The 26,103-nt window shown below is 61.7% G+C and carries 23 protein-coding genes; 1 reads left to right on the plus strand and 22 read right to left on the minus strand.

Annotated elements, in window-relative coordinates; all coding sequences use genetic code 11:
* Positions 1 to 278: 278 nt before the first annotated feature.
* From EU556_RS24440 to EU556_RS24495, 12 genes are all read right to left on the minus strand, one after another.
* A complete protein-coding gene (locus EU556_RS24440; RefSeq protein ID WP_135436875.1) occupies positions 279 to 848 on the minus strand; it encodes a Crp/Fnr family transcriptional regulator in 570 nt (189 codons plus the stop codon).
* Between the two features lie 107 nt (positions 849 to 955).
* Positions 956 to 1,948 (minus strand): quinone oxidoreductase family protein, encoded by a 993-nt coding sequence (locus EU556_RS24445; RefSeq protein WP_135436876.1) that lies wholly within the window; start codon positions 1,946 to 1,948, stop codon positions 956 to 958.
* A 42-nt stretch (positions 1,949 to 1,990) separates the two neighbouring features.
* Positions 1,991 to 2,737: an SDR family NAD(P)-dependent oxidoreductase gene (locus EU556_RS24450; RefSeq protein WP_135436877.1), complete on the minus strand. Its 747-nt coding sequence runs from the start codon at positions 2,735 to 2,737 to the stop codon at positions 1,991 to 1,993.
* Positions 2,738 to 3,024: 287 nt separating this feature from the next.
* Positions 3,025 to 4,431: a YncE family protein gene (locus EU556_RS24455; RefSeq protein WP_135436878.1), complete on the minus strand. Its 1,407-nt coding sequence runs from the start codon at positions 4,429 to 4,431 to the stop codon at positions 3,025 to 3,027.
* 11 nt (positions 4,432 to 4,442) lie between these two features.
* On the minus strand, positions 4,443 to 4,949 hold the full coding sequence (locus tag EU556_RS24460; protein ID WP_210116369.1) for a DUF305 domain-containing protein: 507 nt from the start codon (positions 4,947 to 4,949) through the stop codon (positions 4,443 to 4,445).
* An 11-nt stretch (positions 4,950 to 4,960) separates the two neighbouring features.
* Positions 4,961 to 5,470 (minus strand): cupin domain-containing protein, encoded by a 510-nt coding sequence (locus EU556_RS24465; protein WP_135436879.1) that lies wholly within the window; start codon positions 5,468 to 5,470, stop codon positions 4,961 to 4,963.
* Between the two features lie 134 nt (positions 5,471 to 5,604).
* Positions 5,605 to 6,576: an alpha/beta hydrolase gene (locus EU556_RS24470; protein ID WP_135436880.1), complete on the minus strand. Its 972-nt coding sequence runs from the start codon at positions 6,574 to 6,576 to the stop codon at positions 5,605 to 5,607.
* Positions 6,577 to 6,637: 61 nt separating this feature from the next.
* Complete coding sequence (locus EU556_RS24475) at positions 6,638 to 7,237, minus strand: NADPH-dependent F420 reductase (protein ID WP_135436881.1); 600 nt, start codon at positions 7,235 to 7,237, stop codon at positions 6,638 to 6,640.
* A gap of 67 nt (positions 7,238 to 7,304) precedes the next feature.
* Positions 7,305 to 7,622, minus strand: a complete 318-nt coding sequence (locus EU556_RS24480) for a GNAT family N-acetyltransferase (RefSeq protein ID WP_135436882.1) — start codon at positions 7,620 to 7,622, stop codon at positions 7,305 to 7,307.
* A complete protein-coding gene (locus tag EU556_RS24485; protein WP_135436883.1) occupies positions 7,619 to 8,536 on the minus strand; it encodes a pirin family protein in 918 nt (305 codons plus the stop codon). Before EU556_RS24485 ends, EU556_RS24480 begins: the two co-directional genes overlap by 4 nt.
* Before the next feature lie 86 nt (positions 8,537 to 8,622).
* The gene (locus EU556_RS24490; RefSeq protein ID WP_135436884.1) at positions 8,623 to 9,261 is read right to left on the minus strand and encodes a Crp/Fnr family transcriptional regulator; all 639 of its coding nucleotides are present in this window, start codon (positions 9,259 to 9,261) and stop codon (positions 8,623 to 8,625) included.
* Between the two features lie 41 nt (positions 9,262 to 9,302).
* Positions 9,303 to 9,905, minus strand: coding sequence for a Crp/Fnr family transcriptional regulator (locus EU556_RS24495; protein WP_135436885.1), 603 nt, complete (start codon positions 9,903 to 9,905; stop codon positions 9,303 to 9,305).
* A 407-nt stretch (positions 9,906 to 10,312) separates the two neighbouring features.
* Here EU556_RS24495 and EU556_RS24500 point away from each other — a divergent pair, with 407 nt between their 5' ends.
* Positions 10,313 to 12,826, plus strand: coding sequence for a sigma 54-interacting transcriptional regulator (locus EU556_RS24500; protein ID WP_135436886.1), 2,514 nt, complete (start codon positions 10,313 to 10,315; stop codon positions 12,824 to 12,826).
* Positions 12,827 to 12,835: 9 nt separating this feature from the next.
* Here the strand turns inward: EU556_RS24500 and EU556_RS24505 are convergent, their stop codons facing one another.
* The 10 genes from EU556_RS24505 to EU556_RS24550 form a co-directional block, all read right to left on the minus strand.
* Positions 12,836 to 15,142: a tetratricopeptide repeat-containing sensor histidine kinase gene (locus EU556_RS24505; protein ID WP_135436887.1), complete on the minus strand. Its 2,307-nt coding sequence runs from the start codon at positions 15,140 to 15,142 to the stop codon at positions 12,836 to 12,838.
* 87 nt (positions 15,143 to 15,229) lie between these two features.
* The gene (locus tag EU556_RS24510; protein ID WP_135436888.1) at positions 15,230 to 16,372 is read right to left on the minus strand and encodes a TlpA disulfide reductase family protein; all 1,143 of its coding nucleotides are present in this window, start codon (positions 16,370 to 16,372) and stop codon (positions 15,230 to 15,232) included.
* 46 nt (positions 16,373 to 16,418) lie between these two features.
* The gene (locus tag EU556_RS24515) at positions 16,419 to 17,537 is read right to left on the minus strand and encodes an FAD binding domain-containing protein (protein ID WP_135436889.1); all 1,119 of its coding nucleotides are present in this window, start codon (positions 17,535 to 17,537) and stop codon (positions 16,419 to 16,421) included.
* 48 nt (positions 17,538 to 17,585) lie between these two features.
* Entirely contained in the window at positions 17,586 to 18,653 is a 1,068-nt protein-coding gene (locus tag EU556_RS24520; RefSeq protein ID WP_135436890.1) for an NADH:flavin oxidoreductase/NADH oxidase, read from the minus strand.
* 270 nt (positions 18,654 to 18,923) lie between these two features.
* Positions 18,924 to 19,931, minus strand: coding sequence for a bestrophin family protein (locus tag EU556_RS24525; RefSeq protein WP_135436891.1), 1,008 nt, complete (start codon positions 19,929 to 19,931; stop codon positions 18,924 to 18,926).
* A 188-nt stretch (positions 19,932 to 20,119) separates the two neighbouring features.
* Entirely contained in the window at positions 20,120 to 21,142 is a 1,023-nt protein-coding gene (locus tag EU556_RS24530) for an SDR family oxidoreductase (protein ID WP_135436892.1), read from the minus strand.
* 126 nt (positions 21,143 to 21,268) lie between these two features.
* A complete protein-coding gene (locus tag EU556_RS24535; protein WP_135436893.1) occupies positions 21,269 to 23,593 on the minus strand; it encodes a xanthine dehydrogenase family protein molybdopterin-binding subunit in 2,325 nt (774 codons plus the stop codon).
* A 12-nt stretch (positions 23,594 to 23,605) separates the two neighbouring features.
* Positions 23,606 to 24,592, minus strand: coding sequence for an FAD binding domain-containing protein (locus EU556_RS24540; RefSeq protein ID WP_135436894.1), 987 nt, complete (start codon positions 24,590 to 24,592; stop codon positions 23,606 to 23,608).
* Between the two features lie 4 nt (positions 24,593 to 24,596).
* Positions 24,597 to 25,229, minus strand: coding sequence for a (2Fe-2S)-binding protein (locus EU556_RS24545; RefSeq protein WP_135436895.1), 633 nt, complete (start codon positions 25,227 to 25,229; stop codon positions 24,597 to 24,599).
* 216 nt (positions 25,230 to 25,445) lie between these two features.
* Positions 25,446 to 26,102: a hydrolase gene (locus EU556_RS24550; RefSeq protein WP_135436896.1), complete on the minus strand. Its 657-nt coding sequence runs from the start codon at positions 26,100 to 26,102 to the stop codon at positions 25,446 to 25,448.
* Between the last annotated feature and the right edge of the window lies 1 nt (position 26,103).

Below are 26,103 nucleotides of genomic sequence, written 5' to 3' on the forward strand. Positions count from 1 at the left end.
GGTTTTCCCGTGTCAGCCTACTTAGCCAGGAGAAGCAGCGCAGAAAATCGATCAACACCCAGAATGCCCATCGCAGGCGGTTAGCCGTGAACATCAAGGCTCTTCACGACCAAGTCCCACGCGGCAGCCCGAGTAGGGCGCAGTACGGAACCTTGCTGAGAGCTGCCGGGCGGGGCTTCAGGCTGGTAAGTCGATACAAAGCTGGATACTTCGCCCCAGACTGCGGTGTAACAAGCTGCCCTGCTTGGGCTGGCTTTAGGCGCGGCCCGGCGAAATACCTACCACTGACGGCGGATACGGCTGAGCGTTTCAGCCGTGACGCCCAGGTAGGAGGCCACCATGTGCTGCGGAATGCGCTGCACCAACCCCGGGTACTTTTGCAGAAACTCGCGGTACTTCTGCTCGGCCGAATAGCTGATGGCCGAGTGCACCCTATCCTGCGCGGCCATAAAGCTGCGGAGTACCAAAGCCTTGACCACTTTGTCGAAGGCCGGTATTTCCCGGCGCAGGCGCTCGAAGTCGTCGTTGTGCAGCACGATTACCGTGGAGTCCTCCATAGCCTCGATGTTGTAGCGAGAAGGCTGGTGGGAGAGCAGGCTTTCCTGGTCGGTGGCCCACCAATTTTCTACGGCAAACCCGATAATGTGCTCCAGGCCTTTGGCATCGACGGAGTAGGTGCGCAGGCAGCCGCTGGCCACGAAGGCGTTGGATTGCCACCCGTCGCCGGCCTGGAGCAGGTACTGCCGCTTGCGCAGCGTACGCACGGTGCTTGCCGCCCGAATGTGTTCGATTTCGGCCGGGGTGAAGAATTCTTTACGCTGCAGATACTGCTCAAATACAGCGAACATGGGCGGAGACGAGGATGGTACCGAACGCAAAAGAATACACTTTTTCTCTAAGCCTGTGCATGCCCCAGCTTCCTCGGTCCCTGTTGCGCCCGGCGGCACCGTTTTATTTATGGTAGCAAGAGTACCGAGCCCGTGGTGCGCCGGTCTTCCAGGTCCGCGTGGGCTTGGGCGGCTTGGGCCAAGGAGTAGGTTTGCGTTGTCAGCTCCCCGAACCAGCCCCGCTCGAGGGCTGCGTACACTTCCGCTGCGGCCTGCTCCAACACCGCTTGGGTGGGCAGGTAGGTGCCTAGTACTGGCCTGACCACGGTAAGCTGCCGCCGGGCAAGCTCGGCGGGTGCCAGCGACTGGGGCTGTCCCGACGACGCTCCGTAGAGCACGAGCGTACCCCCGGGCTTTACCACGGGCACGGAGGCGGCAAACGTCGCCTGGCCTACGCCGTCATAGACGACATCAACTCCTTGCCCGGCGGTGATTTCCAGTACGCGGGCCGCAAAATCTTCCTGATCGGTGGCAATGGCATGGTCGAGGTAAGGCTGTACGGCGGCCAGCTTCGCGGCCGTGCCTACCGTGCCAATCACCGTGGCGCCCAGGGCCCGGGCCCAGCGGGCCGTCAGGCTGCCCACGCCCCCGGCCGCGGCGTGCACCAGCACTACGGTGCCGGCCGGCACCGGGTAAATGCGCCGGAGCAAGGCCCACGCCATCAGCCCCTTGGTCGTCACGGCTGCTGCCTCGGTCAGCGTGATTTTATCCGGTAAGTGGACCAGACCATTGGTGGACATCAGACGAACTTCGGCGTACGCCCCCGCCACAAAGTGGTAGGCTACCCGGTCGCCGATCCGGAACCCAGTCACGTTCGGGCCGACGGCTTCGATGGTACCGGCCGCCTCCACACCGGGCACGAAGGGGAAGGAGTGAACGGCAAACGTGCCGTTGCGGAAGTAGGTATCGACGAAGTTGACGCCGATGGCCGCCTGGCGCACGCGTACCTGCCCCGGCCCTGGTGCTCCGACTGTTTCCTGACCATACCTCAGGACCGCAGGTGGCCCGGGCGCTTGCATCGTGACCACACCAGTAGGTGCGTTTAGTGAAAGAGAGTCCATAGATAATAGTGAAAGAACGGGAAGACCGAACGTCCGAGCCGGTTAGGCGCTTTGCCCACCATCCACATTGATGGTGGCCCCGGTGATGTAAGAGGCTTCGGCGCTGGCCAGGAAAGCCACCGTGGCGGCAATTTCCTCGACCCGCCCGTAGCGCCCCAGCGCCGTGCCGGCGGCTTGCGCTGGCGCAAAGTCGCTTGTGGCCGGGTTCATGTCCGTATCAATGTTGCCGGGCTGTATCACGTTCACCGTAATGCCTTTAGAACCTAAGTCGCGGGCCCAGCCGCGGGTGTAGGCGGCCACGGCGGCTTTCGTGGCCACGTAGTCGGCAATACCCGGGAAGGGGGCCCGACTGCCGCCGGTAGACCCGATGGAGATGATGCGCCCCCCCTCGCCGATATAGGGCACGGCGGCCCGTACGGTGGCAGCCACGCCCGCTACATTGACGGCTAGTTGCCGGTCGAAGGCAGCCAGGTCGGCGGTGGCATCGTCGACGGTACCGGTAATAAACAAGCCCGCATTATTCACCAGCACATCAATGCGGCCGAATTGCGTTACTGTTTCGGTGATGGCTGCCCGAATAGCGCTGGTATCGCCACTATCGGCTCGAATGGCTAAGGCCCGGCGGCCCGTACTGGCTAGCTCGGCCACCAAGGTGTCGGCCTGGGCCGCGGAGTGGGTGTAGGTGAAGGCCACATCGGCACCTTCCGCCGCCAACCGGCGCACAATGCCGGCCCCAATGCCACGGCTGCCACCCGTTACAAAAGCAATTTTATCGGTCAAGCGATTCATAAAAAGAGGTGAGTTGCAGCAAGCAGTTCTAGTGAGTTGCTGCGGGTTGTAGGATAGTGTCGGCCCTAGCTATCAGGACTGTTTCGACACGACAAAGGTCCCATTCTCCCTCCGCCACCCTCGTTGACAATTATCAAGAAAACACGTTGACAATTGTCAAGGAAAATCTTTAGCCCTAGTCAGGTAGGAGAGTGCCTACCCCAGGGACTGCGCTGCTACTATAGATGAACCTCCACCCAGTACACACCCAATAACTGGCAAGGCACGGGGATGAAAGCCACCCCAGGCTACTCGCCGACTAGCACCGGCGCGCTGCCGGCCGCTTTAGGGGCGACAACCACGCGCCGATACGCTCTGCCCACAGGGGCCTGATCGGCATTCGACACCGCTTGCACGGGGCCGAGGGTCTGGGCCATGGCCCCGCCTTTGGCATCGGTGCGCACCGTGAGCAGGAGGTAGTCGCGGGAGTAAGGCGCCTGGGTAGCTTGGCTGAGGTAGACGTCGTATTCGGTGTCGGGCAGCAAGTGCATCAGCGAGAAGGAGGCAAGGTCGACCAGCCCCTCGGAGCGCGTGACCAGGGAGCCAGCCGCCGCCCCGCCGCTAACTGCCTTTAGCTCGCGTACCACGGCGGGCTGATCCACGAGTTGCCGACCTAGGTTGCTGAGGCCCGACGCGCCCGCGGGCACGGCCTCCGGCACGTACACCAGTGCCATGGGGGCCTGGCCGACTTTCACTTTCCCGGCCACCTGGTTGGTGGCCGTGTTAATTGCTACTACCGAGTCGCCGTTTTCCAAATCCACGTACACGCGGCTGTCGTCGCCCGAAGCCCAGAGGCCGTGCGGCAGCGCCCCCACCGGAATGGTGGCCAGCTGCCGGAAGCCCGGTTCGCGGGAGTACACTTTCACCACGTTCTCGCCGCCCACACTCACGTAGGCCACCTTGCCCAGCTTGGTATCCAGGGTGGTGACGTGGTTGGTTACGGGGCCGGTATCCAGCACTTTCGTGATGCGCAACGTCTTCACATCCAGCACCGATACTTTACCCACGTCTTTGTGCGTAAACCATACCTGCTGGCCATCTTTGGTGGCGAAGATGTTGGGCGAAAAGGGACTGGTGACGGGCAGGCGTTTGACGACTTTGTACGTGGCCGCGTCCACTACTGTCAGCTCCGGCGAGAAGCTGGAGCACACGAACGCCAGCTTGTTATCGGGGCTGAAAGCCACCATGCCGGGCCCGTTGGGCACCGGCACGCGGCGGGTTTCGCGCAGGGTAGCCACGTCAATCACCGACACGTAGTCCTCGCCGCGCACCGTCACCCACACCTCCTTGCCGCTGGGCCGGAACGTCGGCTCGTGCGGGGCCCGGCCCACGTACACGTTGCCCTTGATAGCGTTGGTGGCGGGGTCGATGAAAGTCACGTTGTTGGAGCCAATCGACACCACGGCCAGCGTTTTGTGGTTGGGCGCCAGGCCTAGGCCGTGCACCAGCGCCTGCCCCCGGTAGAGCGGCGTCAAAATGTCGGGCTGGGGTTTGCCCAGAATAATTTGGCCCAACAGCTTGTTATCCACCGGATCAATAACCGATACGGTGTTGGAAATCTGGTCGGCAGTGTATACCCGGTCGCGGTGGCTCACGGCCTGAGCGTGGCCGGAAAGGGCGCTGGCGAGCAGCAGCCCGGCAAGCAAGTATTTCATGGTAGGAAAGATTAGTGGTGGGCGGGCGCAGCCGGAGTAGGCGGCGCAGGAGGAGTTGGGGCCGGGCTAACGTTGAGGGCGTTGTGCTGGCGCAGCCAAGCCTGCATCTGCTGAATCTCGATTTGCTGCTCGGCGATGATGCTCTGCGCCAGGCGGCGCAGCTCGGGGTCTTGGCCGTACAGCAATTGCAAGCGGGCCATGTCCACGGCGCCCTGGTGGTGGGGTACCATCATGGCCGCAAAGCTGGCGTCGAGGTCGGTCGGCGGCACGCCGCCCATCTGCTGCATGCCGCGGTCCATTACCGTCATCACCGAATCCATCTGCTGGTGAAAAGCCGCCGCGGTCGTACCGGGAGCTAGGGCAGGGTGGACCATGCCGGCCATGTGGGGCGGGGCCGGCGGCAGACTACTTGGGGCGGCTGACAGGCGGTGGTGGTCGTGCGTTTGCGCGTGCGCCACGGCTATGGGCGTCGTAGCCAGGAACGCAAGCAGAGCCCCATATTTTAAAGTGAACCTCATTAGTGAAGTGATTAGGTAGGGAGCATAAATGAGCGCCTCCGCTTATAAATGGCAGGGGGGAGGCTACGCAATCGGCTCCCTGCTGGGCGGGGCGGCCCGATCACTTCATCGCCTACTTCGGCCGAAGCCTGGGCAAACGCTGCCATATCAGGCGGGGTAGTGGGAAGGAGGCCCGTGGAGTCGGCCGGGGTACCCGCCGCCTTGAGCAGGCGGGCAAAACCGCTGGGCGAGGCAACTACCAGCCCGCGCGCGAGCCCAGGGCCGCTCACGACGGCATGCACCGTGCCGCGCGGAATGAAAAAGTTTTCGCCTGGTTTCACCACCACTACTCCAGCGTTGGTGGGCACCGTAAACTCGCCTTCCAGCCCAAACAAGAGCTCGGAATAGGCGGTGTGGCGGTGCATCGGTGTGGCTACTCCGGGCTGGAAAGTGCCCTCAATGAGGTCGTAGCGGCCCTCGGTAGTTTCGTCGTCAGCTAGGATGCGCGTGAGCGTACCCAGCAGCCAATAGGACTGGTTCATGCGTCACAAATGCTAGGTGGTGGAAGGTAGGATAGGGCACCGCGTTGCTGCCCGCCGCCAAGGCAACAGCCCCCACTTTTACCCTGACTCAGGTAAAAAGCAGGGGCTGAGAAAGCTAATTCGATAAGTGGAAGCTAGCCGAGACGCTTCTTCAGCTCGGCCGCCGCGTGCACAAATAGCGACTTCACGGCGGGCACGTCGGCTAGTGCATTGAGTAGGCCAAAGTCGTGAATCATGCCGTTGTAGCGGATGGTGGTGGCCGCCACGCCGGCCTCGCTCAGCTTGCGGCCGTAGGCTTCGCCCTCGTCGCGTAAGATGTCGTTTTCGGCCACCTGAATCAGCGCCGGGGGTAGGCCGGCCAACTGCTCGGGCGTAGCGTTTAGGGGCGAGGCATAGATTTCCTTGCGCTGGGCCGGATCGGTGGTGTACGTGTCCCACATCCATTTCATGAGCGGAGCGGTGAGGAAGCGGTCTTGGCCATACAGCTCAAACGACTCGGTGTCGAAAGCGGCGGAGGTCACGGGCCACAACAGGATTTGAAGCTTGATGTGGGGACCACCCTTTTCCTTGGCCAGCAGGCAGGTGACGGCTGACATGTTACCGCCTACGCTGTTGCCCACCACCGCCAGGTTCTTCCCGTCCACGTTGATGTCGGTCCCGTGCTCGGCTACCCACTTGGTGGCGGCATAGATCTCGTTAATGGCCTGCGGGTACTGCGCGTCCGGGCTGGGCGTGTAGTCCACGAACACCGCCACGTAGCCCGAGGCCACCACCAGGTCGCGCACCATGCGCTGGTGGGTGGGGAAGTCGCCGAGCACCCAGCCGCCGCCGTGGATGAAGATGAACGCGGGCAATACAGTAGTGGCCGTGCCGGTGGGGCGCACAATGTGCAGGGGCACTGTGTAGCCGTCCTGGGTAATGGTGCGCTGCGTGGTTTCCACGCCCGATAGGTCCACTGTAGCGGAGGCCTGGGCGCCGACCAGCACCTGGCGGGCGTCGGGCACGGGCAGCGTTTCGAGGCCGGGGCCGCCGGTGTTCAGGGCTTTTAGAAACGTGATGACCTGCGGGTCAAGGTGTTGGTCGGTGGCAAAAGCAGGGGCTTGCATACGAAAAGGAATTAGTTGGTTGAATGGCTGATGCGAGATGGAAAGTGGTAAGGGTGGCCTACTACGCCGGTAGTTTTAGCAGATTAACGCCCGAAAATGCGCCGCCAAACTGCTGGAGCCGCCCGCCGGTAGCGAGCTCGCCCAGGTCGAGCCCCGCAAAGCCCAGGTTGCCAATAAGGGCCAGCACCTCGGCTTTGGCCGCGGCATCGTCGCCGGAGATGACCACGACCCGCTGGCCGCCGCCTTCACCCGGGCTGGCCGCCAGCAAGGCCGCGGCGAGGGTGTTGAATGCCTTGACCACTCGCGCACCGGGGGCTTGCTCGGCCACGATTTCCGACGAAGTTTTCTCCCCCAAGTCTAGGGGCTTGAAGTCGGGAAAGTGAATGGCGTTGGTCGTGTCCACGAGGATCTGGTTTTTCCAGCCCGGCACTCGGGCCAAGACATCCGCTACTGCGTCCCACGGGACGGACAGCAGCACGAGGTCGGCCTGCGCGGCTTCTTCCACCGTGCGGGCTTTTACCCCCGGGCCGAGCGAGGCGGCCAGATTGATGAGCGCGGCCGGCCCCGATTTACTGCTGATGACAACCTCGAAGCCGGCCTGCGCGGCGTGGCGTGCAAATGCTTGGGCAATATTGCCCGCGCCGATGGTTCCTATTTTCATGAGAAATGACAGAAGGTGAATAAGCTAGGGTAGGGCAGACGCTTGCGCAGCGGCCGCCCTCTATCGGTTAAGGCGTACCCGCGGGTCGGTATCCGCGGGCCACCAACCGGTACCATTCCGGGTGCCTGCGTAGATAACTCACCACGAAGGGGCACAGCGGAATGATAGTCAAGTGGTGCTCGGCACTGCGCTGGAATACTTTTTCCACGAGGGCGCTGCCCACGCCTTGGTTCTGCATAATCACCGGCACTTCGGTGTGAATCAGGGTAAGGAACTCGTGGTGAAGCTGGTACTCCAGGAACGCGGTGAGGCCGCTGACAACCAGTTCAAATTGCTGGTCGTAGGTGTTGTCGTGCAGCGCTAGGCCGGCATACTCCTGTTTCATGGTTGGGGGCTGTAAGACGCTACGTGCCGGCGGGGCGCCATTGCTTCGTACTGAATTTGCCCGTAGTCGCCAGCAAAAAAATCTTCGTAAGCCGTGGTTATTTCCTCGTGGCTATTCATCACGAAAGGCCCTTGCATAACTGTGGATTCGGGGTAGGGCGCCCCACCAAATAGTATGACGTTGGTGGGCGAGATGCTCGGGTTGGTAAAGGTGATGGGGTCGGCCTCCGCTCCGAACAGCAGCAGTTCGCTCTGGCCGTAGGCTTGGCCGTTGATTCGTACCGGATCGGCGGGGACAAAAGCAGCGTAGTCGAGGCCCGCTTTGGTAGCCAGGGTAAACGTCGCCTTCGGGTTGAGCTGCAAGTGGTACAGGAACTGCGGACTGGCGGTAGGAACCGGCGAAGCAGCATCGCCTAAAGCGCCGAGCAGCACCCGCAGGCTGCCGGCCTCCTCTGGTAGCAGTACTACGGGCACGGCGGTAGCGTGGAGAGCTAGGTAGTCCGGCACTTCCATTTTGTGGCGGGCCGGCAGGTTAATCCAAAACTGCAAAGCGTGGAGCACGCCGCCCGTAGCCTGGAAGTGTCGGCTCGGCTGTTCGTCGTGGATAATGCCCCAGCCGGCTTTCATCCATTGCCCGCCGCCCGCTGCTGCTACGCCGTGGTGCCCGTAGCTGTCGTAGTGCTCTAGCTCACCACTCAGCACGTAGGTAAAGGTGGCAATGCCCCGGTGCGGATGCGCCCCCTCGCCGGTAGGTGCCTGCGGAAGCTGACTCTCAAACTTGGTGGGGTACACGTGGTCCAGGAAAACAAACGGCCCCACGGCGCCCACCATCCGACTGGGCAGCAACCGGTTAACCAGGAGCCTGCCTACTTTAGCATTGGTTCCTCCAAGCTGCGCAATGATGGGTTTAATCATAGCCTGCGGACTGTAAAGCAGCACTAGTTGGCGTGAGCTGCTGGTACAAAGGTGCCGAACCGCCTGACTCGCTGCCTTGACTTTTATCAAGAAAGCGAGGCGATGGGCAGCGCGTTTGACCGTAGCTGTTTGGCGCGGATGCGGCTCAGTGTTTCAGGCAGGATACCTAGGTAGGAAGCAATCAGATGGTGTGGAAAGCGACTTAGGTAATCCGGGTGCTGGGTGACGAAGGCGGCGTAGCGCTCCTCGGCCGTGCACGAAATAGCCGCGTGCAGGCGCTTTTGGGTGGCAACTTCGTGGCGCCGCTCTAGCTCGCGCATGAGCTCGGCCATGGCTGGCACCGTGCGGATGAGCGCTTGCAGTTGCGCGTGCGTTAGCAGCAGCAGATCCGAATCTTCCAGCGCATCAATGTAGTAAGCGGAAGGCGTGAGTAGCACGCAGCTTTCCCGGTCCGCAATCCAGCCATTTTCGAGGCCAAAGCTGAGCAGGTGCTCCCCGCCCTTGTCGTTGAGGCTGTACATGCGCAGCGCCCCTTTTAGCACAAAGGCGAAGTGCTTGCACACCTCGCCCGCTTGCAGCAAAAACCCTCTTTTCTTCAGATGCTTCGGTACCGTTACCGTACCAATGGCGGCCAGATCCGCGTCGGAAATGGGGGAGGCCAGTAAGGAGTCAACGTAGGTCCGAAAAGCCCGGGGCGCAGAAGTGCCAAGAGACGGTGAAAGCATAGCGAAAGGTCTGAATTCAAGTTATTGTCAGCTGCCTAACCTTAAGAGCCAGACGGTTCTGCTTTCAAGTGCGACAGCTTGGTGCGAATACGACTCAGCGTTTCGGGCGAAATACCCAGGTAAGAAGCAATCATTACCTGGGAAAAGCGGCGTACATAGTCGGGGTGCTGGGTGACGAAGGCGGCGTAGCGCTCCTCAGCTGTGCACGAAATAGCCGCGTGCAGGCGCTTTTGGGTTTCGATGGCATACTGCTCGTCCTGAATGCGCACCAGCTCGGCTACGAGCGGCACCTTGCGCACGAGCTCCTGCGCCTGGGGGCACCCAATGAGCAGCAGCTGCGAGTCTTCTAGCGCGTCGATGTAGTAAGGAGAGGGCGTAAGCTGCAACCAGCTTTCCCGGTCCCCGACCCACTTGTTCTCCACCCCAAACAGCTGAATGTGCTTGTTGCCTTTGGCGTCCACGGTGTAGACGCGCAGGGCACCCTGCACTACGAAGGCCTTGTGCCGACACACGTCACCTGCTCGCAGGAAAAACTGTTTGCGGCGGAGCTTATAAGGCAGCAGCGCGTCGCTGATCAACGCGAAGTCGGCGTCGGAAACAGTCGAGCAGGTTTGCTGGTCGATATAGTTGCGTAAAGCCTGCATAGCATGAGCGGAGTAATGGATGTGGGCAGCTGCGTTCGGCACTAGGTAGCCCGAGCAGCGTTTACTCTCTGGTGCCTGCGCCAACTGCATCTTCTGGCCAATGAGGAATCAAAAAGGACGCCCTACTGATCAGCTGCTGCCTAAGTTGCCAATGGAGTGCCAGCCACCGAGTCCACGCGCTTTTATATGATGTAAAATTCTATTTATCAGTAGGTTGTAATAAAATAATAGTTGATCTTGTAGGCCGCTAAAAATCTCCATTCAATTGGATTATCCAACATATTGGAGATTTATTTGGATAAATACCCCCTGTGCATCAGCTTTAGCAGGGTTACTCCATCTTTGGGCTTTCGACCTTGGTGGGCGGCGGCCGTCTTTGACCATCAGCCACCTGCCTTTTTCTTCGCATGCTTTCGCCTACCGCACCTACCCCTGCCCTCGCGCTAATTGTAGAGGATGAGTTTTTGATTGCTAACGACCTAGCTGGTATCCTGGAAAATGCCGGTTATCAGGTGCTTGGCCTAGCCGAATCGGGCGCGGAGGCGCGGGCGCTGGTAGCGGAAGCGCGGCCCACCGTGGTGCTGCTCGATATCTTCCTGAAGGGCTCCGAAACGGGCATTGAGCTAGCGCACTGGCTGAAGCAACAGGATATTCCCTTCGTATTCTTGTCAGCTAACCTGACGGACGACGTGCTGGAAACCGCCAAAGTAACCGAGCCCTATGGCTTTCTCAACAAGCCCTTTCGGGAGCGAGATGTGCTGGCAGCCCTCGAAATTGCCCGCTACCGCCACGCGCACAGCCAGGAAGCCCAGCTCCGCCAGCAGCAGCAGACCCAAATGGCGGTGAACGATGCCCTGGTTACCCTGCACGACCGGCAACAGCTTTGCCAGGCCATCGCCACCCAGCTGGATCAGTTGGTGCCCTTTGAGTTGTTCAACTTGTGCATTAGCCTGCCCGAAGATCAAGCTTCTTATTGGATGATGCTGCGCAAGGCTGACTCAGGAACGTTTGAGCGGGTGCACCTGCCCGAGCTGCTCGGCCCGAATACGCCACCGGCGCTGTTGGAGCGGCTGAAGCAGCCCATCACCACGCTGCTAGCCGATCAGCAAGGAATCTTCGCGGGCGCTGCGTTCGAGGCGCTGGGGGAGCAGTACCCGACTGCCCAGGCCATCCGCACTACCTTTGGTATTCAGGCCATGGCCCTTTTCCCGGTGGTGCTCAAGCAGCGCTCGTTCATCAGCCTGCAACTCGGTAGTAAAACCCAGCGCTTCACCGCCGATGACTACGCCGCCATTGGCCTCGTCATTCCCCAAATTGCCCTCGCCCTGGATAACTTGTTGGCTTATGAAAAAATAGAAATCCGGGAGCGGTTCAAGGCCGCGGAGCTAACCGTGGCGGGCACTTTTCGGAACGGCCGCGACATTGCCGAAATCGCGCCTAAGGTGGCACTAGCTCTCAATGGGTTGCTGCCCATTGACCTGCTCAGCTTCTACCGAGTAGGAAAAGTGCTGGGCACCGCCCACGTGATGGATGCCACTGTCATCAAGCAACAGGGTCAGTTTCGGTTGGTAGCCACCGAAGATCTGCTGCCCGATAAGGCTTCCTGGCAGGAGTGGGAGCAAACCACCGCTGCGATGGAGCCGTGGCTGCTACAGCCCACGTTGAACGTGGGGGAGGCCGCCGCGCAGGTAAGTGAGCGGAACTGGGTAACGCGCTACTACCGGGACTGGCTACAGCTTAAATCATCTATGTATGTGCCCATTGCGCTGAAAGACCAACCGGTGGCGGTGCTCGTGGTGGCGAGTAGGGTCGCCTATGCGTTCACAGCCAAGGATTTGCAAATGCTCCAGGAACTAGCCAACCAGCTGGCCCTGGCGTTGGAAAACCTTTTGGCTTATGAGCGCATTCGCCTATTGAGCGAGCAGCTCGAGCAGGAGAAAACCTACCTCAGCGAGGAAATCAAGTTCAATCACAACTTCGAGGAAATCATTGGCACCAGCTCGGCGCTCTTGGCCGTGCTGCGGGGCGTCGAGCAGGTAGCCCCTACCGATGCTACCGTGCTGCTGCTGGGCGAAACCGGCACCGGCAAGGAGCTGATTGCCCGCGCCATCCACAACCGCTCGGGCCGGCGCACCCGCACCATGGTGAAGGTAAACTGCGCCGCCCTGCCCCCGCAGCTCATGGAGTCGGAGCTGTTTGGGCACGAGAAGGGCAGCTACACCGGCGCTACTGAGCGGCGCGTGGGCAAGTTTGAGCTAGCCCACGGCAGCACCATTTTTCTCGACGAAATGGGCGAGCTGCCCCTGGAGCTCCAAGCCAAATTGCTGCGCGTGCTGCAGGAAAAAGAGCTGGAGCGCATCGGCGGTAAGGGCCCCATCAAGGTCGATGTGCGCATCATTGCGGCCACCAACCGCAACCTAGCCGAGGAAGTAGCCGCCGGCCGCTTCCGCGCCGATTTGTATTACCGGCTCAACGTGTTTCCCCTGGTGCTGCCCGCTCTCCGGGAGCGGCGCGCCGATCTGCGGCCCTTGGCCACGCATTTTCTGCACAAGTTCAGCACGAAGCTCGGCAAACCCTTCACCAGCATTGCTAACCCCTCTTTGCAGCAGATCGAGCAGTACCATTGGCCCGGCAATATTCGGGAGCTGGAAAACGTGCTGGAGCGGGCCGCCATTCTCTCCACTCCGCCGGTGCTGCTGCTGGCCGAGCCCCTCGTGCCCGCGGCCCCGCTTCCTAGCCCCATCCGGCCCATGCAGGATACCATGCGCGACACCATCCTCGAGGCTTTGGCGCAAACCAACTACCGCATACGGGGGCCGCGCGGGGCGGCGGTACTACTAGGGGTGAAGGCCACCACGCTGGAAGCGCGCATGAAAAAGCTGGGCATTCCTTCGGGCAAAGAGAGCCGCGTCAAGGAGTAACGGGCTTGCTTACACAGCTTCGGCGGGCACGGGCTTTTTGCTTGTGTCAAACTGCAAGCTAATGCGTACGCCGTCGGCCGCAGTCACTAGTAGCTGACCATCCAGCTGGTGGCTCAATCCTTTAATAATGACCATGCCGAGGCTACGGCTACGCTGCAGGTCGAAGCCCGACGGCAGGCCGACCCCGTCGTCGGTGATGGTGAGCTGGTATTGTTGCGGTGCCAAGCGGGCCAGGCTGACCGTGAGCGTGCCGCGCCGAGGCGGCGGGAAGGCGTGCTTAAGTGCATTGGTCACGGCCTCGTTGATAATGAGGCCTAGGGGCGTGGCCAACGTAGTTTCCAGCTCAATGGGAGCTAGGTCCAGCTGCGTGTGCACTGAGCGCTGACGGTCGAAGGACTCAACCAGGTACGTCACGATTTCGCGGCTGTAGTCGGCCATGTTCACGCGGCCAATGTGGTCGGCTTGGTAGAGCTTCTGGTGCAGCAGAGCCATAATTTGCACCCGATTTTGGCTCTCGCGGATAGCGGCCACCGCCTGGGGGTCAAGCAGGTGGCGCGACTGGGTAGCCAGCAGGCTGCTGACTACTTGCAGGTTGTTCTTCACCCGGTGATGAATTTCCTTGAGCATCCAATCCTTTTCCACCAGTAGCTCCTGTCGTTCTTCCAGCAGCAGGTCTTTCTCCCCCAGCACTTGTTCGAGAGCTTCGTTCTTGCGGTGAATCTCTGCTTGCTGAGCTTCCAACGCGTGCTGCTTCTGCTCCAGCAAACGCGTACTGCGCTGCTTGAGACGGTAGCGGTTGTAGCCCAGGCCCAGCACTAACACCAATAGGATGGCGCCCCCGAGCACGGCATTTCGCTGAAGCTCGCGCTGCCGAATGGTCATCTGCTGCATCTGCGTCTGTTTGGTGAGCAGGGCAATGCTTTGCTCGCGCTTTTCGGTGTCGTACTGAACCTGCAAGGCGGCCATCTGCTTGCTGTTCATCTCGCTGAAAATACTGTCGTTGATGGCTTTGTAGCGTTTGTAGTAGGCAATGGCGGAGGATAGATTTCCTTGGGCCGAATCAACTTTATACAGGAGCAAGCACGCGTGGGCCATGCTGCTCCGGGTAAGCACTACCTGGCCCGTCGCCAATGATTTAAGCAGATAAGCCCGCGCTTTGGGGTATTGCTTGGTAGCCAAGCAGCAAGCCCCAACGGTCAGGTAGGCCCCGTGCAGCACGCGGTAATCAGAAGTGACATCTTTGCTTTTGAGGTAGGCTTCTATGTGCTGGCAATAGGTAGTAGCCAGGGCGTACTGCTTGGTGCGCAGGTAGCAACTCACCAACCCTTGGTCCACCTTCAGCCGGGAGAAATCATCCTGGGGCGGATACGCCTTGCTTTTTTCAAGAATGAGCGCCAGGGCCTCCTGCGGCCGATTCTCCGCCAGCAAGACCCGGGCAATAGTTGAGGCTAAACCCAGCGCCGTATCGTTGTAATGGTTGGCTTCCGCGCTGCGCATGGCTAGCCGGTAGTACTGAATGATCTTATCCCGCTGGTCGAACTGCTGGTACACGGCGCCGACCCGCATGTAGTACGTGCACAGCATCAGGGTATCCTGGCTGCGCTTGGCACTGGCCACGGCTGCTAGCGCGTATTGGAGGGCCTCTTTATAATTGCCCAGCGCATCATTGGTGGCGGCCAGCAGATCGAGGGAAGAATGCTGCTTGCTATAGCCGGCCGCTTTATACAAGGCCAGGCTACGGAGCAACACTTCCTTCGCCCGCGCCGGTTTACCCTGCATTAAGTACGCGTCCGCCAGTTCTCGCAGCACCCTAGCCTCCTGCACCGGGTCGTGCACATCTCCAAACAGCCTGATAGCCTGCTCGAAGCACTGAATCCGCTGCGGGTGGAGCGCCATCGATTTCTCGTAGGTTTCGCTGAGTAGATACCAGCCAATAGCTTCCCGGCGCCGGTCGTGCCGCTGCTGGCTGCGCGCCAACGCCTGTAAAACCACTTCCCGGCCTCCCGGGTCTTTGCGCAGTAAATACCCTAGCGCGTAGTCAGCATCTATTTGTCCGGCAGCATAGTGTAAGGACTTGCTCAAGGCCTGCGCCTGGCGAATGCACCGCGCTATGGTGTCCGGCTTCTGCAGGTAGTAGTAGCGCGACGTCAAATCATTGCTGAACTGCACCAGTAGCTTGACGCGGTTGGTATCGGGCGCGCTGCGCCGCAGCCTATGCAGCAGGCGATCGGCTTCAGTCTTAGGCAGGATGGGGTAATAAGGCTCCGCTTGGCTGGTGAAGGCAATCAGCAACAAGAGCACCAAGACGTATTTCACGGATCGAAATAGGAAGCGGGAAAGCGTGAATAGATCAGAAGGGTAATGGTTAAGATACAACAAACGCAACCATTCGTAAGTAAAGACTTAGCTCTTGCCCAGCAGCTCGGCAAGTTTTTGCTTGAGGGTCTCCCCGCGCAGGTTAGTCGCTACGATGCGCCCTGCGGGGTCGAGCAGAAAGTTCTGCGGGATGGTTTGCACCCCGTAGGCCTCGGCCGCCGCGTTGGGGCGGGTCAGGTCCGAGACTTGCAGCCACGGCAGGCCGTCGGCGGCAATTGCTTTCACCCAGGCCTCCCGGGCGCCGGGCCGGTCCAGCGACACGCCAAGCACTGTGAAGCCTTTGTCTTTGTACTGGGCGTAGGTTTTAACCAGGTTGGGATTTTCCTCGCGGCAGGGGCCGCACCAGGAAGCCCAGAAGTCAATCAGCACGTATTTGCCCCGCAACTCCGAGAGCCTAACGGGCTTGCCCTCGGGCGTATGCTGCACAAAGTCGGGCGCGAGGGCCCCGATGGCTACCCGCTGCAGCGCGGCAATCTGCTGCCCTAAGCGCTGCCCGATGGGCGAGCGGCGCAGGGTAGGGGCTAAGGTTTGATACAGGCGGGCAAACGACTCTACTTCGGGTGTAGGGCCGCCGTAGTGTTGCAGGGCAAATAAGCTAAAGCGGCTGCTCGGGTGAGCCTGAATATAAGCTGCGTAGGCCTGCCGTTGCTGTAACTCCAGGGCTGCCAGCCTAGCTTCTGTGGCGGCGGCGTAGGCCGAATCTTGGCGGCGCTCGGCGGGCTGCGCGGCAAACTCCTGCCGAATAGCGTCTTGTTGATCTTGTAGCGGCTTCAGGCTCACGGCCAGCGCGTTGCTTTCCGAGTTCAGCGGCGTGCCCGTGGCAACCGCCTGTCGCGCCGAATCAGGAGTTGTAATGGTAATGGAGCCTTCTTCCAGAAAAAACGGGGCGGCATTTTCGGTCGGCCGGTAGGGGGCTCCTCGGTAGGTAAAGCTAAGTAGCGCCGGCACGGGTTCGGGCAGCGCCCCCCGGAACTGGAAGCGCCCGTGCTCCACCCGAGCCGAATCCAGCACCCGAACTTTGTGGAGAATATAAAAGAGGTACACCCGGCTCACACCCGCTTTAGGATTGAGCTGACCTTTCACCGTGTACGCTTCTGGCTGGTTGCCAGCGGTTTGTGCTGGGGAAAGGAAGGGAAGCAGAATCAGCAGAATACTGAGTAAGGACTTCATGGAAGAGTTTAAAAAGAAGTTGTTGACGGCGCCATCTAGGCCTTATCTATTCTACCCCTAGGCCACTTTGCCAAGCAATCTGCTTGCCCTGGGCGAAGAGCTTGCGGGCTTGTCGTTGCCGGTCGCTGTTCCAATGTGCTAGGGCAGCCTCCAGGGTGCTATGATAGTGCAGGGATTCGGCCAAGGCAATGGCATCCTGGTACGCCTTCGACGTGCCCGACCCCGTTTGCGGCGGCACCACGAAAGCCGCGTCACCTAGGATGGCAACGCGGCCCTCGTACATCTTCGGTACCAGTAGCTCCATCACCGCTTGGAGGAAAGGCTGCTCTGTTTTAGCTACGATGCGCTGGAACACGGCGGGTAGGTGCTCCTCGGCTAAGTGCGTGATGCGGGCTAGGCTGTTGGCACTCAAGAAAGAAGGTGGCACGCTCGATGGTCGGGCCCGGCCGTCTTTGTCGCGCAGCAGCTCGGCTAGCTCCAATGCGGGCGTGTTGGCCGCCCAGGCCCAATTCAGCAGGCGACGGCCGGGCGTTACTTCGCCGCTGTCGCCGGGCACCAGGTAGGCCAGGATGCGGGCGTGCTCGTAGGGAAAGAAGGTGATGCCGTTGGCGAACAAGGCTACTTCGGCCGGCGTCAGCTCGGGCTCCGGCACCAGACCCCGGTATACGAGGTAGCCGGCGTAGCTAGGCTCCACTGCCGGCAGCAAGTAGTGCCGCACGGCCGATTGGTAGCCATCCGCACCGATCAGCAAATCCCCGCTGACTTCGGTGCCGTTGGTGAAGGTGGCAGTGGCTTGGGTGGCATCCTGGGCTACGTGCGCCAGCTGGTGCGAGAAGTGGTAGTGGTCGGCGGGGAAATGGGCTTTCAAGTGCTTCCACAGATGATTCCAGGAGGTGAAAGAACCACTAAGGGGGTACTTGAGCGCCACCCGCCCCGTGTGGTCGAGCACCTGCCCATGGGTAGCCGGCACGCCGAAAAGCTCCCTGGCAATGAGGTTGTGCTCGATGAGGTAATTCATCAGATCGGGCTGCACCACTAGCCCCGCACCCCGGCTCTCGATGGTCGCCGCCGACCGTTCGTAGATGGCCACGTCGTAGCCTTTGCAGCGCAAGGCTATGCCCGCGCACAAGCCCGCCATCGAGCCTCCGATAACCATGATTTTCATAAAACTGACGCAATGAACCCTAGAGCGAAGCTTGAGCAGGACTTTCGTCTAAAACGCCCGTTTATAAGGGACTGGGATTTCCGTGGGCAGGTGCAAAGCGCGGGCGGCGCGCAAGGGGAAATACGGGTCGCGCAGCAGCTCGCGGGCCATGAGCACGAGGTCGGCCTGACCGTTGCTGATGATGGCATTGGCTTGCGCGGGCTCGGTAATCATGCCGACTGCGCCGGTGATGATGCCGGTTTCCGCCTTGATCTTTTCGGCCATTGGGACCTGGTAGGAGGGAAACACAGCGGTAGGATCAACCGGCACAAACCCGCCCCCCGACGCCGTGACGACGTCTACGCCGTGTTCTTTAAGCACTGCCGACAACCGCACGCCGTCGGCGAGCTGCCACGCGCGCGGGTCGTCGGAGTAGTCGACCACCGAGAGGCGCACCAGCAGCGGCATGGCTGCGGGCAGCGCCTGGCGCAGGGCCTGCACGGTCTCCACCAAGAAGCGGATGCGGTTGTCGAAGGAGCCCCCGTACGCATCGGTGCGGTGGTTGATCATTGCCGAGTAAAACTGGTGAAACAGGTAGCCGTGGGCCGCGTGCAGCTCAATGGCATCGAAGCCCGCCTGCACGGCTCGTAGCGCGGCGGCCACGAAATCGGCTTTCACCAGCTCGATGTCGGCTAGGGTCATGGCTTCGGCTACCAGGCCGTTGTCCAGCGGTACGGGGGAGGGTCCTTTGGGGAGCCAGCCGCCTTCGGCGGGCGGCAGGAACGTGAAGCCTTGTTGGGGGTGACGGTGGCTGCCTTTGCTACCCGAGTGCCAGAGCTGAATGGCAATTTTGGCGCCTTGCTCCTGCACAAACTGCACCACGGGCTGCCAGGCGGCTACCTGTGCCTCGTTCCACAAACCCGTGTCGAACAAGGTGTTGCGGCCCTCGGGTGACACGGCCGAACATTCGGTAATGATAAGGCCGGCACCACCTACCGCCCGGCTGCCTAGATGCACCAGGTGCCAGTTGCCCACCAAGCCATCGGGGGCCGTGTACTGTTGCATGGGCGACACCACCAGGCGGTTCTTAAGGGTTAGCCCGCGCAGGGGAAGTGGCGAGAATAAGCTGAGCGCCATAAAACTTGAACGGCGGGTTGTTAGCAACAACCCGCTTGGAAAGGTTGAGAAAAAGCGACAAGCAGGGCCTGACAAGCCGCTCGCCGCCAAGTCTTGGGTGCACCTGTAGCTATCTGAAAAAGAATGAAATACCGCTAATAAGCAACACTTGCTAGCCTGCGCTAGCAGAGTGACGGCTGGCCGCCGACCAAGCACAGGCTGGCATTGACAGGGTCGAGCCGACCAAGCGGCATCTGCTTTCCGTCGATGGCAGCGGCATAGGCTAAGTGGCTAAAGCAAAATGTTGTTCACGGGTTGCAGGGCGGCTGGGATTTCCGGTTCGTCGAGCAGCTCGCGCAGGTCAATTTCGATGGTGCGCGCCAAGGCGGTAATGGGCACGTCGTTGGGCCCACCCTCAAACGGATTCTCGGCGGTTTCGCCCGCCCTTTCCATGGCCAGGAAAATCCACGCCACCAACGCGCTAAACGGCACGGTGAGCCACACGGCATAACCGCCCAGCTTTTCAAATTCCTGCAGCAAGCCGAAGGGCACTAGGCCCGCAAAGAGGCGCACAAAAAACAAGTTGATGGTGGCAAACTGGCGGGGGTAAGGGAAGTTCTTCAGCCGCTCACACTTGCCCAGCTGATCGTACAGGTCAACGACCAGAGGTACCAGCTGCAGGTGCAGCAGCCGGTCGAGGTGGCCAGCATCAAGCAGCTCTTTTAGCTGCTTGGACTGAAGGGCGAGCAGGTGGGTGGCCCGGTTCTTTTTGCTGAGCACGTAGGCAGCATCGGCGGGCGACAGGTAGCGGGACAGCTCATCGGCCAGGGTCGTTTCACGCTCGGCAATGTGGTACTTGCGGCTGTACTCGACGTTGGCAGGCTGATTCATGTTTTCCCACACCCGAGGCTCGCGCAGCTGATAGCGCAAGGCCGTGAGCCACGCCAGATGCCGATGCACCAATTGCTCGCGCGCATTCAGAAAGCCTGGTCCATTAGCCGGCGCGTCATCTACGCAGTCTCGCACGATTACGGCCAGGGCGCGACTGGTATTTACAATGCTGCCCCAGACCTGCCGAGCTTCCCACAAGCGGCTGTAAGTAGCGTTGTTTTTGAAGCCCACCACGAAGGCCGTCGCCGTCCCCACCAGGGCAATGGGCACCCAGGGCAGGGCCAACCAGTGCCACCCGAGCCCGGCGTAGAGCGCGGTGGGCACCAGCGCCAGGATAAGCACCATGAAGATTTGCCGTCGGGTCCAGACTAAAACTTCCGTAAGCGTAAAATGCCGACCTGCGTGCATAGCGAAGAAAGTGGCGGTTCACTGTTGATCAGTTGCGTTAACCGACACGCGAACCGCTACCGAGTATTTGAATCGGTGTATGGAATGGATGGACCTCTACTAGGTGGGGCGTTAGGGCACTCACCTGCGTTCGCAATTGCTGTACCTGGCCTAGGTTGCTGGTATCAGAAACCAAGCCCAAGCCTTCACTACCCACTTGGCGGACAGCTTGACCCACGGAGCTTTGGCGACGACCGGCTATGATAACTTACGCTCCTTCGGCCGCAAATTCTTGTGCCGTAGCCAGGCCGATGCCGGTAGTGCCGCCGGTAATCAACGCCACTCAGTACTTGATATGTCGGGGCGAACTGCTGGCGGAAGTCCTGCGCAAATTGCTGGATGGTGTAGGGCGGGCGTTGCGTAATCTCCTGCACCGTGGGCGTCACCCAGTCCGCGCCGCCGGCTTTGTACAGGCGGTAGAGCTCCAGCAGGCCGTTGCGCATCCAGCCGGGGGCCTGCGCCAGGGCTTGGGCGGCGGCTTCTCCCGGCACCGCCACGTAGCTGATCGGCCGGCCAGTAGCCGCGCTAAGGGCCGCGGCTACTTCCGGCGAGCTGACGGCCGTAGGCCCCGTGAGCGTGTAAATCTGGCCCTGGTGCGCCGCCACCGGCGCCGTAAGCACGGCGGCCGCCACGGCCGCAATGTCGCGCACGTCGATGTAGTTCACCCGACCATCGCCGATAGCTAAGTAGAACTTGTCCTCCTGGCGAATGGAGTCGCCGTTGTAAGTCAGAAAATTCTGCATGAACCCGCTCGGCCGCAGCACGGTGTAGGATAGGCCACTTTGCTGCAGGTACACTTCCACGGCCCGGTGCCAGTGGTTGATCTGGGTGCCCGGCTGCGCATCGGCTCCGGCGCCGGAGAGGAGCACCACTTGCTGCACGCTAGCTTGCTGGGCCGCATCTACCAGCTGCTTGCAGATGGCAACCTGGTCGCCGGTGAATGGCGTGAGCAAAAACAGGCGCGTAATCCCAGCGAAGGCGGCCTGTACCGTTTCGGGGCGGGCGTAGTCTAGCTCTACTAGCTGAACAGTGGGGTGGAGGGCTGCAAGCCCGGCGGCTTTGTCGATGGACCGCACGCCGGCGCGAACCGTAAGGCCGCGGCTTGCCAAGGCTTTCACCACCTCGGAGCTGACGGTGCCCGTGGCACCCGTCACCAAAATTGAATCTGACATGAAAAGAAAAAAGTAAACAGAAGTAGTGGAGCGTCCTGCTGAGCGGTCCGCAGTATCGCTACTGCTTCGGGTGAGCTTATTCCGCGAAGCGAGAGGATTCGGCCCGCTCAGCTCGTTTGCGTAGCGCTACACCGCGTCGCGGCCTAGCACCTTGCTGGGGATGATGGGCAAGCTACGCACCCGCTTGCCGGTGGCGTGGTACACGGCATTGGCCACGGCGGCAACGGAGCCTACCATGGCTACCTCGCCGATGCCCTTCACGCCCATGGCGTTGACGTAGGGGTCGTGGCCGTCGACGAATTCCACGGTCATGTCGGGAATGTCGGCGTTGATGGGCACGTGGTAGCCGGCCAGGTCGGCGTTGGTGTAGCGGGCGAAGTACTCGTCGCGGTTGGTGGCTTCCATCAAGGCCGACCCAATGCCCATGATGGCGCCGCCGATAATCTGGCTGCGCGCCGTTTTAGGGTTCAGGATGCGGCCGCCGTCCATCACGCTCACCCACCGGCTGACCCGCACGGTACCGAGGTCGGGGTCGACTTTCACCTCGCAGAAATGCACTCCGAAGGAGTACATGGAGCGCTTGGTTTGCTTGGTGCCCGGCTTGTTGTCGAAGGCCAGTTGGTCGGCCTCAAACCCCTCGCCCGACTTGCTGTTGCCGACGCCTTCGATGTCGGTCAGGCCCTGGCGCTGCAGCAGCGCAGCAAACGACTCGCCTTTGCTGGGATCTTTGCGCAGCACCAGGCGGTCCTGCTCGTTGGTAAGGTCGGTGAGCGGGGCTTTGAAGAGCGGTGACTGGCTGTCGCGCACGGCCATGGCCGCCAGGCGCTGCCACACGTCCTGAATAGCCAGGTGCACCGACGAGGACACCGTAGCCGCCGCCACCGACGAGCCGGACGCGGGCGCGGTGGGTAGGGTGCTGTCCCCTAGCTCGAACCGAACCCTATCCATGGGCAAGCCTAGGCCGTCGGCGGCAACCTGCGTGATGATGGTGTAGGTGCCGGTACCGAGGTCGGTGGCGCTGGTTTGCACCAGGGCGTGGCCGTCGGCGTAGAGGCGCACGCGGGCCCGCCCCTGCGCCGGCCGCACGGGGTAGGAGGCCGTCGCCATGCCCCAGCCGACCAGCAGCTGACCGTCGCGCGTGACGCCCGGCTGGCGGCTGCGCTTGCTCCAGCCGAAGAGCTCGGCCCCGCGCCGATAGCATTCCTTCAGCCCCTTGCTCGACCACGGCTGACCCGTGCCGGAGTCCAGGTCGGCGTAGTTGCGCAGGCGAATTTCCAGCGGATCCAGGTTGAGCTTGGCCGCCAGCTCGTCCAGCCCGCACTCTATGGCAAACGAGCCCGGCGACTCGCCCGGTGCCCGCATGTAGGTCGAGGTCATCACGTTGGCCCGGGCTACCCGGTGCGAGGATTCGTAGTTGGGGCAGGCGTACAGCCAGTTGAGAATGGCGGCGTTGGGCTCGGCAAAGATGTCCCAGGGCGACGTGGTCGACGTTTTCTCGTGAATAAGCGTCGTGAGCTTGCCTTCCTGGGTAGCCCCCAGGGTAATGGTTTGCTCCTGGTCTTCGCGGTGGCCCAGGCTAGTAAACATCAGTTGGCGCGTCAGCACCAGCTTCACCGGCCGGCCCACCGCCTTGGCCGCCAGCGTGGCCAGCACGGTGTGGGGCCAGAGGTTGAACTTGCAGCCAAAGCCCCCGCCGATAAACTTGGTAATTACCCGCACCTGCTCCTGCGGCAAACCTAGCACCACCGCCAGGGACTGTTGCGACATGGCCACGGCCTGGGTGGAGTCGTACACCGTCACCCGGTCGGGGCCCTCCCAGTGGGCGATGGTGGCGCCCGGCTCCATGGGGTTGTGGTGGTTGATGGCGTGCACGTAGGTGGCTTTCACCTGCACCGGGGAGGCCGCAAGCGCCGCCTGCGGATTGCCGCGGGTTACTTTCTTTAAATCGAAGACGAAGCCCTGCCCGTTGGGGTCGAACACTTCGGCCTGCGCGCTTTGATAGGACGCTACCGGGCGGGCCTCCTCGTAGGTGACCTGCACTAGGGCGGCGGCTTGGGTAGCCCGCTCAAACGTGTCGGCCACCACCACGGCCACGGGCTGCGCGGCGTAGAAAATCTCGTCGCCGGTCATCGGCATATAGCCCATGTGCATGCCATAAATGGCGTACTTGCCCGCCAGCGTGTTGGGCGTCTGCGCCATTTTGGGCAGGTTTTCGTGGGTAAGCACGGCCAGAACACCGGGCTCACGCAGCGCCGCCGTCGCGTCAATGCGCGTGATGCGACCCTTGGCGATGGTGCTGGTTTTCAGCGCGGCGTAGGTTAGGCCGGGTAGGTCGTACTCGGCCGCGTACCGGGCTTGGCCCGTTACTTTAGCGAGGCCATCGATGCGGTTGACGGGCTGGCCGACCACGCTGCCTGCCTTGGGCGGCTCGAAGGAAAGCGAATCGTTCATACAACGACAGGATTAAGGGGTAGCAACTTTTTGCAGGGCCCGCACCAGCGTGTTCTGGGCCAGCGCTACTTTGTAGCCGTTGTGCTCCCGCGGTTGCGCCCCGCGCAGGGCCGCCGCGGCAGCGACCCGAAACGTGTCGTCGGTAGCGGGGGCGCCGGTCAGGATCTTCTCGGCTTCGGGGGAGCGCCACGGAATGGTGCCCACGCCGCCCAGCGCCACGCGGGCTGAGCGAATGGTGCCGCCCTGGACCTCCAGCCCCACGGCGGCTGAGGCCAGGGCGTAGGCGTAGCTGGTTCGCTCGCGCACCTTCAGGTAAGTGGAGCGCTGGGCGTGCGGGGCTGCCGGAATGGTCACGGCCACGATCAGCTCGCCGGGCTCCAGGATATTTTCGCGGTCGGGCGTCTGGCCGGGCAGCAGATAGAAGGAGGTGACGGGCACGCGGCGCTGTTTACCCTTCGCATTTTCCAGGGTGATAACTGCGTCGAGCGCCGCCAGGGCTACCGACAAGTCGCCGGGGTAGGTTTGGGCCAGGCAGGCGGTGGAGGTGCCAAGGATGGCTAGGCCGTGGTGGTCGCCTTGCTGGGCGGGGCAGCCCGAGCCGGGCACGCGCTTGTTGCACGGAAAGGCTCCGTCGCGGAAGTAGCCGCAGCGGGTGCGTTGCAGCAGGTTGCCGCCGATGCTGGCCATGTTGCGCAGCTGGGCCGAGGCCGCCAGCAGCAGCGACTCCGACACGGCCGGGTACTGCTGCACCACCACGGGATGCTCGCCCACGTCGCTCATGCGCTCCATCGCCCCAATGCGTAGGCCTTCCCTGGTTTGTTCGATACCCCTGAGCGGCAGCTCGTTGATGTCGATCAGCTGTGGGTATTCGACTAGGTTGACCTTCATCATATCCAGCAGCGTGGTGGCCCCGGCTACGTAGGTGGCCGCGGGCGTTTCCCGGCGCAGGCGGGTGGCTTCCTTGGCCGAGTTGGTCGGCGTGTACGTGAAGTTGTTCATCGGATTAGCCTTTGGTGGATTGCCCGGCTACCTCGCGCACGGCAGCCAAAATGTTGGGGTAGGCTCCGCAACGGCAGATGTTGCCGCTCATCCACTCGCGCGCTTGGTGGTCAGTGGTGGCGTGGCCTTCCCGCACGCACGCCACGCCCGACATGATCTGGCCGGAGGTGCAGTAGCCGCACTGAAAGGCGTCGTGCTGGATGAAGGCTACCTGCAATGGGTGCAGCTGGTTGCCGGGGGCCAGGCCTTCGATGGTGGTAATGTCCTTGCCCTGGTTCATCACCGACAGCGTCAGGCAGCTCACGATGCGGCGGCCGTTTACGTGCACGGTGCAAGCGCCGCACTGGCCATGGTCGCAGCCCTTCTTGGTGCCCGTCAGGTGCAGGTGCTCGCGCAGGGCATCGAGCAGGGTCACGCGCGGTTCGGCCTGAATGGTACGCACCGTGCCGTTCACCTTCAGCTGCATGGTCGACACGCCGGCCACCGTTTTCGAGAAGGCCGTCAGCCGCTCGGCCTGCGCCATGAACGGGGGCGCCAGGGCGAGGCCCACGATGCCGCCGGCCTGCTTCATAAAGGAGCGGCGCGAACCATCTTCGGGTCGGCCGCCGGGGTGCTTGTCGAACGGATTGTCTTCCATGGGTTGATGAGTGATAGGGTGAAAGCCAACGGGTTAGCGGCACCGCAACGCCGGCTTATGGGCTAGCTCAAAGGCGAAGGCACACCGGTGCCAGCAGCATCGTATCGTCATCCAAAAATCCGGTAGCCGCTGACGCACCGCATTGACTTTTGTCAAGAGTTCCCAAAGGCTAGGCACTGACACGGCTTTGCTTGCTTAGCTCGCCTGCCGCTAGGCCTAAACGCCAGCCCCTACGCCGAGCAGTTGCCGCTCCCAGTGCAGGGCCGCGCCGCTGCCGCCCCCGTGCTCGAACAAGATTTCGCCCACGCCGTCGGTGGTTTCGGTGCGGGCCCAGTCGCGCTGCAGCTCCGAGAGCACCGCCATCCAGGTGATGGGCACGGCGCCCGCCTGCACCATGCGCTGCACGGCCCGCTCGTGCGACTCGGCAGACACGCCGCCCGACGCATCGGTCACGATATAGACCTCGTAGCCTTCGCCCAAGGCCTGAATGGTAGGCATGGCTAGGCACACTTCGGTCCACCAGCCCGCCATAATCAGCTTCCGGCGGCCCGTGGCTTCCACGCGTTGTACCACGCGCGGGTCTTCCCAGGTGTTGATGGTGGTGCGGTTGATGATTTCTTGCCCCGGAAATACGTCCCGGATGCCCTTGAGCAGCTGCCCGCCGCGCTCTTCCACTACCGTGGTCAGAATGGTGGGCACACCGAACACCTTGGCTGTTTTGGCCAGCCCTACCACGTTGTTGACCAATAGCGACGGCTCGTGGCTGTGCAAATTGGCGAACTGAAACGGCTGGTGGTCAATCAGCAGCAGTAAGCTTTTTTGCGGAGTCAGCAGGGCATCGTAGCCCGTCTTCGCGGATGGCGTGGTCGTCATA

The sequence above is a fragment of the Hymenobacter fodinae genome (assembly GCF_004745825.1).
Classification (GTDB): Bacteria; Bacteroidota; Bacteroidia; order Cytophagales; family Hymenobacteraceae; genus Hymenobacter; species Hymenobacter fodinae.

Excerpts from the sequence above, each read along its gene's own strand:
- EU556_RS24440 (WP_135436875.1), bottom strand. The coding sequence starts at position 848 with ATGTTCGCTGTATTTGAGCAGTATCTGCAGCGTAAAGAATTCTTCACC.
- EU556_RS24445 (WP_135436876.1), bottom strand. The coding sequence starts at position 1,948 with ATGGACTCTCTTTCACTAAACGCACCTACTGGTGTGGTCACGATGCAA.
- EU556_RS24450 (WP_135436877.1), bottom strand. The coding sequence starts at position 2,737 with ATGAATCGCTTGACCGATAAAATTGCTTTTGTAACGGGTGGCAGCCGT.
- EU556_RS24455 (WP_135436878.1), bottom strand. The coding sequence starts at position 4,431 with ATGAAATACTTGCTTGCCGGGCTGCTGCTCGCCAGCGCCCTTTCCGGC.
- EU556_RS24460 (WP_210116369.1), bottom strand. The coding sequence starts at position 4,949 with ATGAGGTTCACTTTAAAATATGGGGCTCTGCTTGCGTTCCTGGCTACG.
- EU556_RS24465 (WP_135436879.1), bottom strand. The coding sequence starts at position 5,470 with ATGAACCAGTCCTATTGGCTGCTGGGTACGCTCACGCGCATCCTAGCT.
- EU556_RS24470 (WP_135436880.1), bottom strand. The coding sequence starts at position 6,576 with ATGCAAGCCCCTGCTTTTGCCACCGACCAACACCTTGACCCGCAGGTC.
- EU556_RS24475 (WP_135436881.1), bottom strand. The coding sequence starts at position 7,237 with ATGAAAATAGGAACCATCGGCGCGGGCAATATTGCCCAAGCATTTGCA.
- EU556_RS24480 (WP_135436882.1), bottom strand. The coding sequence starts at position 7,622 with ATGAAACAGGAGTATGCCGGCCTAGCGCTGCACGACAACACCTACGAC.
- EU556_RS24485 (WP_135436883.1), bottom strand. The coding sequence starts at position 8,536 with ATGATTAAACCCATCATTGCGCAGCTTGGAGGAACCAATGCTAAAGTA.
- EU556_RS24490 (WP_135436884.1), bottom strand. The coding sequence starts at position 9,261 with ATGCTTTCACCGTCTCTTGGCACTTCTGCGCCCCGGGCTTTTCGGACC.
- EU556_RS24495 (WP_135436885.1), bottom strand. The coding sequence starts at position 9,905 with ATGCAGGCTTTACGCAACTATATCGACCAGCAAACCTGCTCGACTGTT.
- EU556_RS24500 (WP_135436886.1), top strand. The coding sequence starts at position 10,313 with ATGCTTTCGCCTACCGCACCTACCCCTGCCCTCGCGCTAATTGTAGAG.
- EU556_RS24510 (WP_135436888.1), bottom strand. The coding sequence starts at position 16,372 with ATGAAGTCCTTACTCAGTATTCTGCTGATTCTGCTTCCCTTCCTTTCC.
- EU556_RS24515 (WP_135436889.1), bottom strand. The coding sequence starts at position 17,537 with ATGAAAATCATGGTTATCGGAGGCTCGATGGCGGGCTTGTGCGCGGGC.
- EU556_RS24520 (WP_135436890.1), bottom strand. The coding sequence starts at position 18,653 with ATGGCGCTCAGCTTATTCTCGCCACTTCCCCTGCGCGGGCTAACCCTT.
- EU556_RS24525 (WP_135436891.1), bottom strand. The coding sequence starts at position 19,931 with ATGCACGCAGGTCGGCATTTTACGCTTACGGAAGTTTTAGTCTGGACC.
- EU556_RS24530 (WP_135436892.1), bottom strand. The coding sequence starts at position 21,142 with ATGTCAGATTCAATTTTGGTGACGGGTGCCACGGGCACCGTCAGCTCC.
- EU556_RS24535 (WP_135436893.1), bottom strand. The coding sequence starts at position 23,593 with ATGAACGATTCGCTTTCCTTCGAGCCGCCCAAGGCAGGCAGCGTGGTC.
- EU556_RS24540 (WP_135436894.1), bottom strand. The coding sequence starts at position 24,592 with ATGAACAACTTCACGTACACGCCGACCAACTCGGCCAAGGAAGCCACC.
- EU556_RS24545 (WP_135436895.1), bottom strand. The coding sequence starts at position 25,229 with ATGGAAGACAATCCGTTCGACAAGCACCCCGGCGGCCGACCCGAAGAT.
- EU556_RS24550 (WP_135436896.1), bottom strand. The coding sequence starts at position 26,102 with ATGACGACCACGCCATCCGCGAAGACGGGCTACGATGCCCTGCTGACT.